Below are 16,952 nucleotides of genomic sequence, written 5' to 3' on the forward strand. Positions count from 1 at the left end.
TTTACGACATGTTCCCGGTTAAATCGACACAAACCCTATTTATTTGAATACGCTTTCAAAAAATGTGGTAGCTCACAGCTCTTGAGGCTGTATCATCCGGCAGCAAATCCACGTAATGCGCTCCGCACTCATCGCATCCCGCCGCCAGCCGGTGAGTGTGCATATAGTATCCGGTCTTCAGCACCTGTCTGGCCTGGTGCTCCTTCACGAGCTTGCCGCATCCCATACAGTAAATCCGGTCTTCGAAACATGATTGATTCATACAGGTAAACTCCCTTCGATCTATTTCTTTTCACCTCTATAACATATACTTCATGTGAATGCGAATCCCTCCCCATCCGGTACTTTTTATCCAAGGGAAACCTTTCCTGATTGTACGTGAATTGGGCCCGGTGCACTCTGGAGCTACAGCCAGCCTCCAAATAAAAAGGCACAGCCTGCATGCATGATGCGAAAACTGTGCCTTTCATTTTTTTATTATGTCTATCAAAAAAACAACCCGTTACGGCAGCTCGCCCGTGGATGAGTAAATCTCCATCCTCTGCTTACCCTTTGCTCGCTCCCGATGTTAAACCGTCTACCAGTAGGCGCTGCAGGAAAATAAAGAGGATTGTGATCGGCACCGCAATCAAAACCGCCCCTGCGGCGAAGGTGGTAAAGTTCGTATTCTGATTTGTGCTGACCATGTCGAACAATCCGACGGCCAGCGTCCAATTTTCTTTCGTCCGCAGCACAAGGCGAGCAAAGATGTAGTCCACCCATGGGCCGACGAACTGCGTCAGTGCCATGTAGGTCAGCATCGGCCGGGACAGCGGTAGAATAATACGGCTGAAAATCGTCCAGTTGCTCGCTCCGTCGATCTTTGCCGCCTCATCCAGCGTCCGCGGGATCGTGTCGAGAAAGCCTTTGGCGATAAAGGTGCCGCCTAGCGGCGCTCCCGCCGCATAGACGATGATCAGTGCGAGATGCGTATCCAGCAAATGCCACTCCTTCAGCAGCAGGTAAATCGCGATCATACTCATGAATCCCGGGAACATGCCGAGGATGAGCACGGTCGACAAAGCCGTCTTGCGCCACTTGAAGCGGAAACGCGACACCGCATAGCTCGTGAGCAGGGTCAGGAAGACGCCGATGATCATCGAGCACACGGCGATTTTCAGGGTGTTCATGTACCACTGGCCGAACAAAATGCTGCTGGACGTAAACAGTTCCCGATAATGGTCCAGCGTGAACGCTTCCGGAAGAAGCGTCTTGCTGTAGAGCGATTTCCCCGGGCGGAAGGAGCCGAGAATGACCCAGAGGGCCGGATAGATCGAGCCGATGGCCATAATGATGAGAATGATGTAGCTGACCGTTAGCCGAACTGCTTTTCTGCCTTGACGTCCGCTCATTGGATCATATCCTCCTCTTTAAATGATTTGGTCCGCCGGTAATTGTAGATGGAGAATATGGCGATGATCAGGAAGATAATGATGCCGACGGCCGACGCCATATTGTATTTGTTCTGATCCAGCGTCAGTTTGTACAGCCAGGTCACGAGAAGGTCCGTCGCTCCCGCATACTGGTAGTCTCCGACCACCGGGTTCCCGTTTGTCAACAGGAAAATCATGTTGAAGTTGTTGATGTTTCCGGCAAACTGCATGATCAGTGTCGGTGCCGTCGAGAAGAGGATCATCGGCAGCGTAACGATGCGAAACTTCTGATACGCGCTTGCCCCGTCGACTTCAGCCGCTTCGTACATGTCCTTCGGAATGGTCGTGAGCACGCCCATGATCAGGATCATCGAGACCGGAATGCCCACCCACATGTTGACGAGAATAACCGTCACCTTGGCCCAGAACGGATCGGTCAGCCAAGGAAGGCCGCCGAGCCCGAAGTAGCCGAGGTACTGGTTGATCGGCCCGAACTGGCCGTTAAACATATTCCTCATGACGAGCAGCGAAATCAGCTGCGGAATGGCATAAGGGATAACCAGGATCGTCCGCCACATGCCCTTGAATTTGATGCCCTGCTGGTTGATCAAAAGCGCAACGAGCAGGCCGCCCAAATACGTGGTCGCCGTGGACAGAACCGCCCAGATAATGGTCCAAGTTAATACGCCGAAAAACGTATGGCTCCAGGTTTTCAGCGACACCAGATCTTTGAAGGTCTGGAATCCGACCCAGTCCACCAGCTTCGCCGGAGGGATATGGTTCGGTGCGGAATAGTTCGTAAAAGCCAGCATGATCATAAACAGGATCGGCATGATCGTAAAGAACAAGATGCCGAGTGCCGGCAGCGTCAAAAAGGCTTGGGCGAATTTATAATCCATCACAAATTTAATGGATTTGGCGAAACTGTTCGGGACTTGCCCGTTTTCCCGCTTGATCGCCGTATGGTACGCGTCTCTGACGTTCATGACATATACGAAGATAAAGATCAGCAGAAACAGCAGCGTGATCAAGCTTTGAATCATGATAAAGATGGAATGGTCGCCATCGATCCACTTGCCTTTCACGAGCAGACGCGGCGTATCCCCGAGCGACGTAATCCCCCAAAGCGCTCTTCCCAAATTGTTGATGAAGTAGTAAATGCCAAAAGCCTCGACCAGCAGGAACAAGATGCCTTTGATCCATTGGCGGTTATAGATTTGTCCCAATCCCATGCTGATAATCGACAGTAAAGCGGCTTTGCCGCGGAGCCTGTTCATCGTATCCTCTTCTCCTCTCCCCGGGTCAACGGAAGCACCCCCGGAGGGTACTGCTTCCAAGAAGACAGGCCGCGCTTTCCCGGCCCTGTTCCTTGGCGATACCGGCAGCCGAAGCGTGCGCGCTTTCCAGCGGTACCGGTATGTCAGGGAATGACCCGCCGCGGTTGATGGCGGCGGGTCATACTTCCATTCATAACGTTTGCCTTACCTGACAGCGGTGCGTCGATGCCTTACTTGGTTGCGCCGTTGTTCAGATCTTTGATTTGCTGTGCCGCTTTATCCATCGCTGCCTTCGGATCCGCGTTGTTGTCCCAAATTTCAGGCAGTGCCGCGTTCACCGGACTCCATACGTTGCCCATTTCCGGGATGGAAGGCATCGGCTGGGAGTTTTTCGTCTGCTCCGCAAAAGCCGAAATGTACGGATCGTTTTTGATTTGATCGGATTCCAGCGCCTCTTTGTTCGTCGGGATGGAACCAACCTTCGTGTTCAGCAGCAGCTGGGCGTCCTTGCTGGAGGCGAAGTTCGCGAACAGTTGGGCTGCATTCGGATACTGCGTAAAGGAGTTGACGTACCAGGCTTTGATGCCGGAGAACGAGATTGCCGCTTTGCCGCCGATCGTAGGGATCGGAGCTACGCCAAGGTTGTCGCCGAGCGCTTGCTTGTAGCCGGCAAGCTCCCATGGGCCGTTAATGTCCATCGCCACGTCACCCGCGTTGAACAAGCTGCGCTTGATGTCCGGCGAAATGTCGCCGCTCTTCACCGGAAGGATTTCCTTCAGCTGCACATAGGTTTTCAGGCCTTCGACCGCGCCTTCGCTGTTGAGGCCGATATCGTCTTTATCCGTACCGTCTTTACCGAAAATGTATCCGCCGGTCGTTGCGATAAACGGATAGTTGAAATACATGTTGCCCGTTTCCCACATGATGCCGTATTTCTTCTTGGCTTTGTCGGTGAAGGTTTTGCCAAACGCAATGACGTCATCGAACGTCTTTGGCGCTTCCTTCACAAGGCTCTTGTTGTAGTACAGGGCATACGTTTCGGCCGCTCTCGGGTACCCGTACAGCACGCCGTCATAGGTAACGCCTTGAATCGAGGCTTCCGTGTTGTTTTTCACCGTTTCGTCCTTGAACGCATCGTTGGCGAGCAGCAGTCCCGCTGCCGCGGCTCTGCCCAGGTTATCGTGAGGGAACATCACGATGTCGGCTGCGAGCCCCGACGGACCATCCTGGGACAGCTTCGTTACCTGATCTGTTGCCGCTACCTCTTCAATCTTGACCGGTACGTTGTACTTTTCGGTAAACTGCTTGGCGATTTCGTCGGTAAAAGAGCGCTCCTCTTTGGACTCCCATACGACGAGGGAAGCCCCTTCTTCCGGCTGAAGGCTGTCGCCCGAAGCCGCTGTGTTATCCGACTGGCCGTCTGTAGCCGCCGTTTCAGTTGTTGTAGTCGATGGAGTTTGCTCCTCCGCCTTGCTGCCGGAGCTGCCGCACGCCGTAATCGAGAATGCCATGGTCAACGTTGCGACCAGCGCCATAACCTTTTTCATCTTCATTCCAAAACGAACCCCTCTCTGATCATTTACTCGTTACACTACTGACTTACTGACTCCCTTTAATACCAGCTGCCTTGCTGACTCCCATTCATGCCTGATACCTCGTCGATTCCAATGAATACCTGATGCCTGCCGACTGATGCCCTGCCGACTCTACTTGAGGACCTGCATACTTGCGCAAACGATTTCATAAACATGCCTAACTTCCCATTTGCAAGCGCCTTTCTTGGCACGGCATGATTGGATGCATGTTATGAAGCCCTTCCCGGATAATGATCGACTAAGCAATCAGATGGCAAGGTCAGCGTAAATCCGCAGTTTTTTTAAGAATCGTCGGTATTTCCTTGTGCGGAAGTTACCAAGTAAGCGCTTTAAACATGCGTTTATCATACACAACGTCTATATTTTTGTAAAAACGTTTGCACAATGTGTTTTAGCCCATTTACAGAATATAAACAACATTTTTCTTTATTATTCTATCCATATCGCATTATATCTTTAAATTACGTCAATTTTATTCCAAAACCACACTGGAATATGGAGGGATGTGAAGCAAATTTTGCTCTAAAACCGTGGATTTACTGCTGCTTTTGAGTACCTTTTCGATTCCCCTTCCCTGCCCTGCTTCGAGCTGGACTTGCTGCTCCTTGCCTGACAAGTTGTGCAAAACTAGCACAGTTTGTTGTGCACTACGGCGCACAAAGGACACCACGGCCGGATTGCCGGAGTCATAGCTCTGGATGTCGCCATCCCGCAATGCGGGAACGTCCTCTCTCCAGCGGATCAGGTCCCGATAGGTGGACAGCAGCGAGTTCGGGTCGGCCGATTCAGACTGGACACTGATTCCTTTCGCTGCTTCTCCTGTGAGAAGCGGTTGTTCCCACGACGTCTGGCCGGGCTGAGGAGACAGATCACTCCACACCATCGGTTCCCGGATTCGCTCGTCGGGCTTCACGCCGCGCATGCCGATTTCCTCGCCGTAATAAATAAACGGGTTGCCCGGCAGCGTCAGCAGCAGCGCCGCGGCCATCCGCGCATGGTCCGGATTTCCGTCCAGCTGGCTCATTACGTGGTCCTGGTCGTGATTCGACAGAAAAATGGCGTCGGTGAACTGCCCCTGTGATTGTTTGCCGTAGAACTGCTGTGTCCGCTGCAGCGTAAAGGCAAGGCTGTTGTCCTTCTCGTCCTTCACCGCGCTCAGGATACTCTCCGCCAGGCTGAAATTAAATCCCGAATCAAAGGCCTGATCCAGATATGGCGCGATGGCAGCGGCCGAATTTTCCCATACCTCACCCACGATATAGGCTTCCTTGTTCACCGGATTCATGCCGGTCCGGAATTCCTGCCACCACGCCGTGTTTTTGGCTGTGGCCGCCTGGCCCCGGTCGCTCTGCAGGTTCTCGTAAATGTGTTTGGCGCCGTCCACCCGGAATCCATCCATGCCGAGCTTCAGCCAATATTGGCCGATCCGGACGGCTTCCGCCCGCACCTCGGGATTGTCGTAATTCAGATCCGGCATACCTTCCCAGAACGTGGCCAGATAGTGGCTTCCGTTCAAGGCATGCCACGGACTGCCGCTGCCGGCTGCACTGACCCCGGTGGGACTGAGCTTCTGGTCTTCCGCCCACACGTACCAGTCCCTATATTTGCTGCCCGGATCCTTCGAAGCGCTGACAAACCAGGGGTGCTGCGTGCTGGTGTGGTTCAACACCAGATCCATGATGACCTTGATCCCGCGCTTGTGCGCCTCGGCGATCAGCTCCTGCAGATCTTCCAGCGTCCCGTAATCGGGATTAATGCCCTCGTAGTCGGTAATGTCATACCCATGGTAGCTGGGCGACGGCTGGATTGGCATCAGCCAGATGCCGCCGACACCGAGATCATCCGTCGTAGCCAGATTGCCGTCGTTCAGGTAATCCAGTTTCTGTGTCAGCCCCTTCAAATCGCCGATGCCGTCCCCGTTCGAATCATAGAACGAGCGGACAAACACCTCATAGAACACGGTCGATGGCTGCTCGTCAACGGCCGTGGCGGCAGTTCCGCCAAGCTGTTCCCCTGCTGTGGTTCCCGTTCCCGCCTGCCCCTGTTGTTCTGCCGTCTGGCTGCCAGCTTCTGCATCGGGCTGCCGCTCTTGAGCCCCGTTGTCATTCGCAGCATGGTTTCCCGTGCTGCTGCATCCCGACAGCAGGGCAACCGCCATGATTACCGCCGTTACGCTTGCTGCCAGCCTCCGCAGTTGTTGTCCTGCTGGCATGCCCCATTTGTTTGTTTTCATGACATCCTCCTTTGCTTGATCCGGCATCCCTTGAGCAGAATACTGCCGATCAGCCCCGTCAATCACCAGGAAAGAAAGCGGATACAATTGCTGGCGAACTGGACTGACCCTGGGCAGCTTTCGGACGACACCGGTCTGTATGGAGAATACGACGGCTTAATTTCTATGAAAAGCTGGATTTATACCCGATTTTTCGCAATATATAGCGATACATACTGTATTATCTTTTATTTTCTTGACTATTCTATCTATATCATGGTTTTTTATATTACCGCCGCCCATTCCTGCTTGTAAAAAGTGCCTCAAGCTAGATCCCACCGGCTTCTTTCGCCGCCACAGGTTGGATATTTACAAGCTTGGGGCTTTCGGCTAAGATAGCAATTGTAAAATAGCCAGCGTCTATGAGACGGCCGTTTCTCATTTACGATATAGTGCAAACGGTTCCACAGGAGGTAACAAATGTCTGTAACGATTAAAGATGTCGCCAAACGAGCGGGCGTTTCCCCCTCCACCGTCTCCCGAGTGCTGTCGAATAACTCCAGAATCAGCCGTGAAACGTCGCAGAAGGTACGGGATGTCATGGAGGAGCTCGGATACCACCCCAACATGACGGCCAAAAGTCTGGTTTCCAAGACGACGAGCAGCATTTGCGTCATTTTGCCCAAGCCTGCCGAAGAGCTGTTCCTGAATCTGTTCTTCATGGAATTGATCCGCGGTATCGTCACCCAGGCCAACCGCTCGGGATACGATGTGCTGATCAGTTCCGGAGGCAGTGAGAAGGAGGAGGTCGAGGCCGTCTCCCGGCTGCTGAACGGCAAGCGCGTTGACGGGGCGATCCTGCTCTATTCGCGCAAAGAGGATCCGGTGGTCGATTTTCTGCAGCAGAACGGCCATCCGTTCGTGCTGATCGGACGCAGTGAGAAGTACCCGGACATTCTGTCCGTGGACAATGACAACATTCAGGCCGCTTACGACGCGACCAAACATCTGATATCCCTCGGCCACCAGCGGATTGGTTTTGTCAGCGGGCCTCCGAATCACATCGTCTCGCGCGACCGGCTGAAAGGTTACACGAACGCTCTGAAAGAGGCGGGGCTCGAGATGCGCAAGGACTGGATCGTCGAAGGCGAGTTTCTCCAGGAGAGCGGCTACCGGGCGATGTCGTTTTTCATGAATCTGCCGGAGCGTCCCACTGCCCTCGTGGTCATGGACGATCTCGTCTCGCTAGGTGTCCTGCGTGGACTTCACGAGCTCGGTTACCGTGTTCCGGACGACCTGTGCATCGTCAGCTTCAACAACATTTCCATCGCCGAACTGTCCACGCCGCCCATCAGCAGCATGGATATCGGCATCTATAACTTGGGCTACACCGCAGCCCAGGCGCTGATTCAGTCCATTCAGCACGACGGGGACCGGCAGTTCCAGAAGCGCCACATTATTCCCCACCGGCTGGTGATTCGGGAATCGTCCATTTTTACGCCGCCTAAACCATCGTAAACGTATCAAAACCATGTGGAGCATCCCGGTGCTTCATTTCTTTTCACCCGTTTGTTCAAACGTTTGCACAACTACATAAGGAGGAATGACAAATGACAGCTGCAGCTCCCATTAAAGCTTGCCTGTTCGATTTGGACGGGGTCCTGGTCGACACAGCCAAATACCACTATCTCGCATGGAAACGCCTGGCCGAAGAGCTCGGCTTTGTATTTACTCCGGAGGATAACGAGCGCCTCAAGGGTGTCAGCCGAATGGCGTCGCTGGACATTTTGCTTGAAGTCGGCGGGCTTGAGCTGGACGATACGACCAAATCCGTGCTGGCCGACAAGAAAAACCGCTGGTACGTCGAGTATATTTCGCATATGGATGAACAGGAGATCCTTCCGGGGGCGCTCGCCTTCCTGCGGGAGCTGCGTGAGAACGGAATCCTCATTGCCCTGGGATCAGCCAGCAAAAATGCGATGACCATCCTGAACAACACCGGCCTTGTTCCGTATTTCGACGCGATTATCGACGGAACCAAAACGGCAAGCGCCAAACCCGATCCGGAGGTTTTCCTGCTGGGTGCCCGGGAGCTTGGCGCACAGCCGCAGGAATGCGTCGTGTTCGAGGATGCCGAGGCCGGCATCGAAGCCGCCAAGCGGGCCGGAATGCGCAGCATCGGCATCGGCTCGCCGGAAGTACTGGGCGCGGCGGATGCCGTGGTGCCTTCGCTGCAGGACATGACGACAGTCCGCCTGCTTGAGCTAGTTTCTCACCGCTAGGTTCCCCGAACCAGGCGGCGTTCGTGCAGCAGGGAGTCCTGGCAGAGATGAAAACCAGGACTCCCCTGTCCTGCGCAGCACAATGATTATACGTCGCATAACAAAGAGTTAATAACACTTTTTTTTCCGAAGGAGCCAGTTAACTATGAAACAATATCTAACGTTGGACCCATGGAATATTATCGAGGAGCAGTACGATCCCCAGCAGCAGGAAATATCCGAGAGCGTCTTCAGCATCGGCAACGGATATATGGGCCAGCGCGCCAACTTTGAGGAGGATTACAGCGGTCCGTCTCTGCAGGGAAGCTACATGGCCGGTGTCTACTATCCCGACAAAACACGGGTGGGCTGGTGGAAAAATGGATACCCCGAGTATTTTGCCAAGGTGCTGAACAGCACCAACTGGATCGGCATCGGCATCTCGGTTAATGGCACCGAGCTTGATCTCGCAGCCTGTCAGGTCAAGGCTTTCAGACGCGTGCTGAACATGAAGGAAGGTACGCTGTCGCGCAGCTTTACCGCCGCCCTGCCGGATGGGAAGGAGATTCGCGTCGAGGCGGTCCGTTTCGTCAGCCTGGCCCGGTATGAGATCGGAGCGATCCGCTATGCGGTGACGCCGCTGAACTTTAGCGGAACGCTGACCGTCACGCCGTACTTGGACGGCGATGTGCAGAACAAAGATTCGAACTATGACGAGAAATTCTGGGTCGAAGTGCACAAGGAAGTGACCGCGGACAACGCCGCATTAACGGTCCGGACCAAAAAGCTCGATTTTCACGTCACCTCGGTCATGACGTTTGAGATCCATCAGAACGGCGCCAAGCTGGTGCTGGAACCGGAGCAGATCGAGCAGGAGAAGTTCGCCGGCTACCGCGTACAGGTGGAAGCCAAGCAGGATGAGGAGACCGTCATCTACAAATACGTAGCGAACGTGACCTCGCGCGACTACGGGTACGCCCAGCTGCTGGACGCAGGACGATCGGCGCTTCAGGATGCTGCTGCTGCCGGTTTCGGGCAGCTGTATGAGGAGCAGGTGCAGGCTTGGGCGGCCAAATGGCGCGAGAGCGACATCGTGATCGAAGGGGACGTGGCGGCGCAGCAGGCGATCCGGTTTAACATTTTTCAGCTAAACCAGACATACACCGGCGAGGACGACCGGTTGAACATCGGGCCCAAAGGCTTTACCGGGGAAAAATACGGCGGCAGCACGTACTGGGACACCGAAGCCTACTGCCTGCCTTTCTATCTGAGCACGGCGGATGCCACCATCGCCCGCAACCTGCTGATCTACCGCTATAAGCACCTCGAGAAGGCGCGCGAGAACGCCCGTAAACTCGGCTTTGCCAAAGGCGCACTCTACCCGATGGTGACGATGAACGGCGAAGAGTGCCATAACGAGTGGGAGATTACATTTGAGGAAATCCACCGTAACGGAGCGATCGCCTACGCCATTTACAACTACGTCAACTACACCGGCGATGACAGCTACCTCGCCCAATACGGCGTGGAGGTGCTCGTTGAAATTTCCCGTTTCTGGGAAGAACGGGTAAACTACGTCCCAGCCAAGGACCAGTACATGATTCTGGGCGTGACCGGGCCGAACGAATACGAAAACAACGTCAACAACAACTGGTATACCAACCGGATCGCCTGCTGGACGTTGGAGTATACGCTGCAGGTGCTGTCCGACCTTCAGGCAAGCGACCCGGCACACTACGAGGAACTGGTGGCCAAGCTGGCGCTGGCGCCCGAAGAAACGGCCAAATGGGGCGACATCCTTGCGAAAATGTATTATCCGGTTGATGCGGAGCGCGGCATTTTCCTTCAGCAGGACGGCTTCCTCGACAAGGATCTGACGCAGGTCAAGGACCTTGCCCCGTCGAACCTGCCGTTGAACCAGAACTGGTCTTGGGACCGGATCCTGCGCTCGGCGTACATCAAGCAGGCCGACGTGCTGCAGGGGCTGTTCTTCCTGGGGGACCGATATGACCTCGATACGAAAAAGCGGAACTTCGACTTTTACGAACCGCTGACCGTGCACGAGTCTTCCCTCTCCCCTTGTGTTCACTCGATCATCGCCTGTGAGCTGGGCTACCGGGAGAAGGCGTACGAAATGTACCTGCGCACATCGCGCCTAGATCTGGACAATTACAACAACGACACCGAGGACGGCTGCCACATCACCAGCATGGCCGGCACCTGGATGTCCGTCGTGCACGGGTTCGGCGGGCTGCGCGTCAAGGATGGAGTGCTGAACCTGAATCCGTTCAATCCGGGACATTGGAGCTCCTTCTCCTTCAAAGTGATGTTCCGCGGCGCGCGTCTCCAAGTAACGGTAGGCGAACAGGATGTGACCGTGACCAATGAGACCGAAACTCCGGTCAGCATCAGCGTTTACGGGCGCGGCTATCAGCTCGGCGGGCTGGGCCAGGTCCAAGCAGGCATCGGCAATCCGAGCAGCAGCGCGATTGTAAGCTGACATGGGCAGCGCAGCTAGGTGACATTAAGCAGTACAGCGTAACTGACATTGAACAGTGCAGATGTAATCTAAATTGAGAATACTGTCTTGGACTAACATCAACTCCACTGCCGAAAAGCGGCCTGGCTTTTTGAAAGCCGGGCTGCTTTTTCCTATGCAAAGAGCGGGCGTTTGCCCTTGACAAGAGCAAACCCGAAGATTATGATGACAGTAAGTACTGACAGTCAGATCATGGAAAGTGGGCAGAGTCACATGAACGAAAACAACCAGTTATGCACCCAGGATAAGCTGATGCAGGCGGCAATCGATCTCATCTCCGCCAAAGGCTATGACGGGGTGTCCACACGTGAAATCGCCGCTGAAGCCGGGCTGAGCGAGAAGACGCTCTTCCGTCATTTCGGCAGCAAACAGAACCTGCTGGAGAAGGCATATGACCGCTATTTGTATGCAGCTGAGATGCAGAAGCTATTTAAGGAAAAGCTCACGGGAAATTTGCACGAGGACCTGCTTATGATCAGCCGGACCTATCATAAAATTATGGACCGCAACCGAAAGCTGGTTATTATCAGCATTCAGGTCGGCGATCATTTGCCCGGCTTCCGGGATTATTCCGAAAGCCACCCCCGGCAGTTTCGGGAGGTTCTGACGAATTACTTCAAGTACATGTCCGATCAAGGGAAGCTGGTCACGAAGGACCCGTCGCTGACGGCTGTCGCTTTTATGTGGATGAACCTCGGGGCCTTCCTCAATACGACCCATGCGGTCCAAACGTTTACGGATATCGAGATGGACGCCTTTATTGAGGAAAGCGTCCGGCTGTTCACCAGAGCGTTAACCCCTTAACTTTTATCGCAAGAGTGGCGTTGAACCCGCTGCTCGACCGCCAATAAATGCACCTATTTTTTCATATCGGGCGTATACCTTGGAAATTAGTGCCCTTTTGCAGTCAAAAAAGGCTTTGAGCTTAAAAAAAGCGCATATTGCAGCGCTTTTCTGCACTATATGTCAGTAAGTGCTGACAGACATTTTGTCCGCCGCCGAATGGCTCCTCAGCTAATCACTTATCCGAAAGAAGGGAATAACGATGAAATCTACGGCCGAGTCCGTCAATCAAGGCAACAAACTGATCCAGATTCTCATGTTCACGCTGGTTATTTCGGTCATGAACGTTTCCATGTTCAATATCGCGCTGCCCGGCATCCGGGCGGAATTTCACCTGAGCGCCGCCCAGGTCAGCTGGGTGTCCTCCGCCTACATGCTCGTCTATGCGGTCGGATCGGTGACCTACGGAAAGTTGGCGGACAAATACGCCCTGAAAAAACTGATCACCATCGGGCTGATCGTGTTCGTGCTCGGCTCCGTCTTCGGGCTCGCCGCCGGCGCCTACTGGATGATCGTCATCGGCCGGGTATTTCAGGCGGCCGGATCGTCGGTGATCCCGGCGGCCGCCATGATCATCCCCGTCCGCTATTTCCCGCCGGAGACCCGGGGCCGCGCCCTCGGCAAGTCGGCGATCGGCCTCGCCGTCGGCAATACGCTCGCCCCCGTGGTCTCCGGGCTGATTATGGGCTACGCCGGATGGCGCTGGCTCTTCTGCTTCTCGGTCCTCGTTCTGCTCACCCTGCCCTTTTACCGGAAATACCTTGACGATGCCAAAGAAAGCAGTGGGCGCATGGACGTTCTGGGCGGCGGACTGCTCGCCGCCGCGACCGGTCTGATCCTGTTCGCCTTGACCGGTGGAGGCTGGGTTGCGGCAGCCGCCGGAGCGCTGCTGCTTATTCTGTTCGTCATCCGTATCCGCAAAGCAGCCGATCCGTTCGTGCAGCCCCGGCTGTTCCGGAATCTAAACTATACTTTTGGCATCGGCATTGCCTTCGTCATTTCCTGTATCGCGTTCTCGATCCCGTTCCTGATCCCGCAGCTGCTGGCAGGGTCCAATCATTTGGACGCCAGTGTCATCGGCTTGATCATGATTCCGGGTGCCGCGGCTTCCGCGCTGCTCGGCTTCGCGGGAGGAAAGTTCGCCGACCTGAAGGGCAACCTCTTCGTCGTCTGCATCGCAGCCCTTCTTCAAATGATCGGCTTCTTTCTCCTCTCCGCCTTTGCCGGCATCAATGCTTGGATCATCGCCATTGTGCTGATCTTCAGCAATGTCGGCCAGACCTTCATGCAGGTCGCGCTCTCGAACACCGTCTCCCGCACGCTGGCCAAGGAAGAGACCGGCGTCGGGATGGGACTGCTCAGCATGCTGAATTTCATCGGTGCAGCGGTTGCCACGTCCGTGTACAGCAGCATTCTCGACACCGGCTCCTCTGCCCATTGGAACCCACTGAACACGTATCCGGGCAGCTATTTGTACAGCAGCATTTTCCTGGTGCTGGCCGTCATGATGATCATCGTCGCTGTCGTCTACCTGCTCCGCTTTGGACGCAGCGCGGCACCGCAGCAGAACACCCGCGCCGGTGTCGGCTCATAATCCGTCCCGCTCATGCACTTGGCTCCGCCGCAAACCCCCATGCCGATTCCGGAACCTTGCGGGACTCCCTGGACATTCATAAATTTTCTATTGAACAAAAAAAGGACGAAAAGCAGAACTTTCTCTGCTCTTTCGTCCTTTCGCGGTAAATCCCGAATCGTACCTATAGATTGAAACTTACGGAATCATAATTTGCTGTCCGACCTTCAATCCATGCACGTTCGTAATGCCGTTGACATGGGCGATGGTCTTCCAGTCCACACCGAACTTGATGCCGATGCGGTACAGGTTGTCACCCTTCTTGATGACGTATACTTTGCCGGAAGGCTTCGTTTCCGGTGCCGGAGCCGGTTTGGACGGCGTGGACGGTTTCGAAGGCTGCGCCGGCGTCGATGGCTCGGACGGCTTCGAAGGCGTCTCCGGTGTGGTAGCCGGAGGGGTCACCGGTGCCGTACCTGCCGTGCTAACCGACAAATCGAGTCCGTATTTGGCAAAGCCGTCTTCGGCCGCGCCGATGTATTTCATGTTTTTGCTGCTGGCCGCAAGGTCCTTCGCATCCGGAGAAGAGGTAAAGGTCACGTTCAGCTTGGCATCCACCGGCGCAAAAGTCCAGTTGCCGTCAGCGGACGGATTGATGGTTCCGTTGTCACGGATGTAGTCGATGATGACCTGACGGTTTTCGTCCGGAGCGGCCATGATGATCCGCTTGCCGTCCGGGTTGGCGAGCTTCGAGGACGAAGCGCGGTAGTTGTTGGTCGCCACGACAAACTTCTGCTTCAGGTCGATCGGCTTGCCGCCGAACTGCAAATTCTTGATACGGTTTGCCGAAGGATTCACTACCGTGCCCTTTGCATCGTATTTGTTCGGTTGGGTCACATCGATTTGATACGTTACGCCGTCGATGACATCGTAATTGTATGTCGGGAAGTCCATGTTCACGAGCGGCTGCTCGGTCGTCTTGGAAGGATCGATCTGGTTGAACTGGCCTGCGGACCACTCCAGCCATTCCTTCACCTCGGCTCCCGTAACGACAACGGCATGCACGGTGTTCGGGTACACATAGAGGTCGGAGACGTTCTTGATCGCGATCGTTCCGGCCGGAATGTTCGTATAATACGAAGCGCCGTTACGTCCGCCCGCCTTGAAAGGAGCCCCTGCCGACAGCACCGGAAGGTTTTCGTATTCGGTCCCCTTCAGGTTTTTCTCGACATACCATTTCTGGGCGTTGGTGACGATTTGAATGGACGGATCGTCCTGTACGAGTGCAAAATAGCTGTTGATCGGCGCACTGGTTTTGCCTACCGGTCCGCGTACATAATCGATTGTTGCATCATGTTCTGTTTTAACTGCGTTCACGATTTCTTGATCGGCGTCAACGAGCGCCTTTTTGTTTGCCGTATCGTAGATCGGGCGCGCTTCGGTTTTCGAGTCAACTACTTTCCACTTGCCGCCTACGTTCTCCAGGTTCAGGTCGATGATGCCGAGGTGATCGCCCCAGAATCCAGGTTCGACCGAAGGAACGCCGTTAATCGTGCCTTTCTCCAGGTCGACGCCGGTTTTCCCCTTAAATTCTGCGCTCGGAAACGTTTTATGGGCATGTCCGAACAGGATGGCGTCAATACCTTCCACCTTGCTCAGATACAGAACGGTATTCTCCATCAGAGGCGTCTCCGGAATATCCTCAAAGCCGGAGTGAGGAATAGCGACGATGACGTCGGCTCCTTCCTTCTTCATCTGCGGAATGAACTTTTTGGCGGTCTCAACCATGTCCTTCACGATGACTTTGCCTTCAAGGTTGGCTTTATCCCATTGGGAAATTTGCGGAGGAACGAATGCGATCACACCGACCTTGATCGTCTGCTCCTTGCCGTTCTCGTCCGTAACCTTTTTGTCCAAAATCGTATAAGGGGTAAAATAGTTCACGTCGTTGCTGTCATCCTTGTCCCCGTCGTCTTTGTAGACGTTGGCGTTGACAATCGGGAAGTTGGCTCCTTCTTCCGACAGCTTCAGGAAGTCCAGACCATAGTTGAATTCATGGTTGCCGACGCCGCCGGCATCGTAATCCATCAGGTCCATCGCTTTGTAAACCGGGTGCACTTCGCCCTCTTTAAGCGGTTTCACTTTGGCCACGTAGTCGCCAAGCGGATTCCCTTGGATCAAGTCCCCGTTATCGAACAGCAGGCTGTTCTTCGCTTCGTTTCTGGCTGCCTTGATCAGGCTGGCCGTCTTGGCAAACCCGTATTCGTCAGTGGGCTTGTCCGCATAGTAGTCATAGTTGACCATGTTCACGTGCAAATCGGATGTTTCCATGATCCGCAGCTTCACCTTGGATCCGTTGCTGCTGTCCGCAAATACCGGCACCATTGGAACGGCGAGCACGTTGATCGCAACGGCTGCGGCGGTGATGCCTTTGAGGACTTTTTTACGGGACTTCGACATGTTACCCCTCCTAATAGATGTACATCGAGTACGGTGGGCAGAACAAATTTAACCCCTTTATTTAACTAACCATTGTTAAATTAAGTTCTGTCTACAAGAGTAGTTTATATCGATGTAACCTATGAAATAAAGACAAATACATCCAATTCCCAAAAAATAATGCCCGAGAACAAGGTCTCGAGCATCAGGGCGTATCACGGATCTATGAAAATGGTTCCAATTGCTTATGGACACAGTGAATCTACTCGATCCATTCGTGCTTTTCCCCATCTTTCCCCGTATATTCTACACGGACGGGCGTAATTTCAAGCAGGACGTAATCCGGATCATCGGGACCGGTAAACCGCTTCTTGAATTCTTCCTTCCAGATCTGCTTACGCAGGGAGTCCTCAGCCGTTACTTTGCAGGTTCCTTCAATCTCCACAACCTCACGCGATCCCCCGATTTCATAGCCCAGCAGCAGGGAAACGTGAGGGTTTTCCTCCAGTTCCTCGACTTTATGCGTCTTGCGGTCGGTGACCAGATGGATGCTGAGGCCCTGATTATATAAAGCCATATACCGCTGCTTCGGCCGGTTGCCTTCCACTGTGGCAAATGAGCAAAACTGGTTGTGATCCAGTATTTTGGCCAGATTTTGTTCCAGGATGATTTTCGCTTCCATCTCTAGATGATCCGCTCCTTTCTGCTTCGTGTTGTCCATGGGCGCAGCCCGTACCCATAGTGTACCCTGTCCGGTATAGGATGAACCTTCGAACACGGCAGCTTTTATCCAAGAATAGG

Annotated in this window: 12 protein-coding genes; 5 read left to right on the plus strand and 7 right to left on the minus strand. The window is 54.2% G+C overall.

The features are described 5' to 3' along the window. Nucleotides 1-55: 55 nt before the first annotated feature. From GCU45_RS14700 to GCU45_RS14720, 5 genes are all read right to left on the minus strand, one after another. On the minus strand, nucleotides 56-262 hold the full coding sequence (locus GCU45_RS14700) for a hypothetical protein (protein ID WP_152399468.1): 207 nt from the start codon (nucleotides 260-262) through the stop codon (nucleotides 56-58). A gap of 283 nt (nucleotides 263-545) precedes the next feature. Continuing rightward, nucleotides 546-1,391: a sugar ABC transporter permease gene (locus GCU45_RS14705; protein WP_076172723.1), complete on the minus strand. Its 846-nt coding sequence runs from the start codon at nucleotides 1,389-1,391 to the stop codon at nucleotides 546-548. Beyond that, nucleotides 1,388-2,689 (minus strand): sugar ABC transporter permease, encoded by a 1,302-nt coding sequence (locus GCU45_RS14710; protein WP_152399469.1) that lies wholly within the window; start codon nucleotides 2,687-2,689, stop codon nucleotides 1,388-1,390. The genes GCU45_RS14705 and GCU45_RS14710 overlap by 4 nt, the downstream gene beginning before the upstream one ends. A gap of 230 nt (nucleotides 2,690-2,919) precedes the next feature. Next, nucleotides 2,920-4,242, minus strand: a complete 1,323-nt coding sequence (locus GCU45_RS14715) for a sugar ABC transporter substrate-binding protein (protein ID WP_076172721.1) — start codon at nucleotides 4,240-4,242, stop codon at nucleotides 2,920-2,922. 514 nt (nucleotides 4,243-4,756) lie between these two features. Further along, entirely contained in the window at nucleotides 4,757-6,517 is a 1,761-nt protein-coding gene (locus tag GCU45_RS14720; protein ID WP_244364069.1) for an alpha-amylase family glycosyl hydrolase, read from the minus strand. A 459-nt stretch (nucleotides 6,518-6,976) separates the two neighbouring features. Between GCU45_RS14720 and GCU45_RS14725 the strand changes: the two genes are divergently transcribed. The 5 genes from GCU45_RS14725 to GCU45_RS14745 all read left to right on the plus strand — a co-directional run bounded on the left by GCU45_RS14725 (nucleotide 6,977) and on the right by GCU45_RS14745 (nucleotide 13,733). Further along, complete coding sequence (locus GCU45_RS14725) at nucleotides 6,977-8,014, plus strand: LacI family DNA-binding transcriptional regulator (RefSeq protein WP_089549206.1); 1,038 nt, start codon at nucleotides 6,977-6,979, stop codon at nucleotides 8,012-8,014. A gap of 92 nt (nucleotides 8,015-8,106) precedes the next feature. Further along, the gene (pgmB, locus tag GCU45_RS14730; protein ID WP_152399470.1) at nucleotides 8,107-8,778 is read left to right on the plus strand and encodes a beta-phosphoglucomutase; all 672 of its coding nucleotides are present in this window, start codon (nucleotides 8,107-8,109) and stop codon (nucleotides 8,776-8,778) included. Between the two features lie 145 nt (nucleotides 8,779-8,923). After that, nucleotides 8,924-11,257: a glycoside hydrolase family 65 protein gene (locus tag GCU45_RS14735; RefSeq protein ID WP_152399471.1), complete on the plus strand. Its 2,334-nt coding sequence runs from the start codon at nucleotides 8,924-8,926 to the stop codon at nucleotides 11,255-11,257. 252 nt (nucleotides 11,258-11,509) lie between these two features. Continuing rightward, the gene (locus GCU45_RS14740) at nucleotides 11,510-12,100 is read left to right on the plus strand and encodes a TetR/AcrR family transcriptional regulator (RefSeq protein WP_145161546.1); all 591 of its coding nucleotides are present in this window, start codon (nucleotides 11,510-11,512) and stop codon (nucleotides 12,098-12,100) included. Between the two features lie 241 nt (nucleotides 12,101-12,341). Next, nucleotides 12,342-13,733, plus strand: coding sequence for an MFS transporter (locus GCU45_RS14745; RefSeq protein ID WP_152399472.1), 1,392 nt, complete (start codon nucleotides 12,342-12,344; stop codon nucleotides 13,731-13,733). A 177-nt stretch (nucleotides 13,734-13,910) separates the two neighbouring features. Here the strand turns inward: GCU45_RS14745 and GCU45_RS14750 are convergent, their stop codons facing one another. Then, the gene (locus GCU45_RS14750; protein ID WP_152399473.1) at nucleotides 13,911-16,172 is read right to left on the minus strand and encodes a bifunctional 2',3'-cyclic-nucleotide 2'-phosphodiesterase/3'-nucleotidase; all 2,262 of its coding nucleotides are present in this window, start codon (nucleotides 16,170-16,172) and stop codon (nucleotides 13,911-13,913) included. A 241-nt stretch (nucleotides 16,173-16,413) separates the two neighbouring features. Continuing rightward, entirely contained in the window at nucleotides 16,414-16,833 is a 420-nt protein-coding gene (locus GCU45_RS14755; protein ID WP_076172713.1) for a pyridoxamine 5'-phosphate oxidase family protein, read from the minus strand. Between the last annotated feature and the right edge of the window lie 119 nt (nucleotides 16,834-16,952).

The organism is Paenibacillus cellulositrophicus, from assembly GCF_009363095.1.
Classification (GTDB): domain Bacteria; phylum Bacillota; class Bacilli; order Paenibacillales; family Paenibacillaceae; genus Paenibacillus_AQ; species Paenibacillus_AQ favisporus.

What these genes read in the sequence shown, in the direction of transcription:
- GCU45_RS14740 (WP_145161546.1), top strand. Translation starts at nt 11,510, where the DNA reads ATGAACGAAAACAACCAGTTATGCACCCAGGATAAGCTGATGCAGGCG.
- GCU45_RS14735 (WP_152399471.1), top strand. Translation starts at nt 8,924, where the DNA reads ATGAAACAATATCTAACGTTGGACCCATGGAATATTATCGAGGAGCAG.
- GCU45_RS14750 (WP_152399473.1), bottom strand. Translation starts at nt 16,172, where the DNA reads ATGTCGAAGTCCCGTAAAAAAGTCCTCAAAGGCATCACCGCCGCAGCC.
- pgmB (WP_152399470.1), top strand. Translation starts at nt 8,107, where the DNA reads ATGACAGCTGCAGCTCCCATTAAAGCTTGCCTGTTCGATTTGGACGGG.
- GCU45_RS14745 (WP_152399472.1), top strand. Translation starts at nt 12,342, where the DNA reads ATGAAATCTACGGCCGAGTCCGTCAATCAAGGCAACAAACTGATCCAG.
- GCU45_RS14700 (WP_152399468.1), bottom strand. Translation starts at nt 262, where the DNA reads ATGAATCAATCATGTTTCGAAGACCGGATTTACTGTATGGGATGCGGC.
- GCU45_RS14705 (WP_076172723.1), bottom strand. Translation starts at nt 1,391, where the DNA reads ATGAGCGGACGTCAAGGCAGAAAAGCAGTTCGGCTAACGGTCAGCTAC.
- GCU45_RS14755 (WP_076172713.1), bottom strand. Translation starts at nt 16,833, where the DNA reads ATGGAAGCGAAAATCATCCTGGAACAAAATCTGGCCAAAATACTGGAT.
- GCU45_RS14710 (WP_152399469.1), bottom strand. Translation starts at nt 2,689, where the DNA reads ATGAACAGGCTCCGCGGCAAAGCCGCTTTACTGTCGATTATCAGCATG.
- GCU45_RS14720 (WP_244364069.1), bottom strand. Translation starts at nt 6,517, where the DNA reads ATGAAAACAAACAAATGGGGCATGCCAGCAGGACAACAACTGCGGAGG.
- GCU45_RS14725 (WP_089549206.1), top strand. Translation starts at nt 6,977, where the DNA reads ATGTCTGTAACGATTAAAGATGTCGCCAAACGAGCGGGCGTTTCCCCC.
- GCU45_RS14715 (WP_076172721.1), bottom strand. Translation starts at nt 4,242, where the DNA reads ATGAAGATGAAAAAGGTTATGGCGCTGGTCGCAACGTTGACCATGGCA.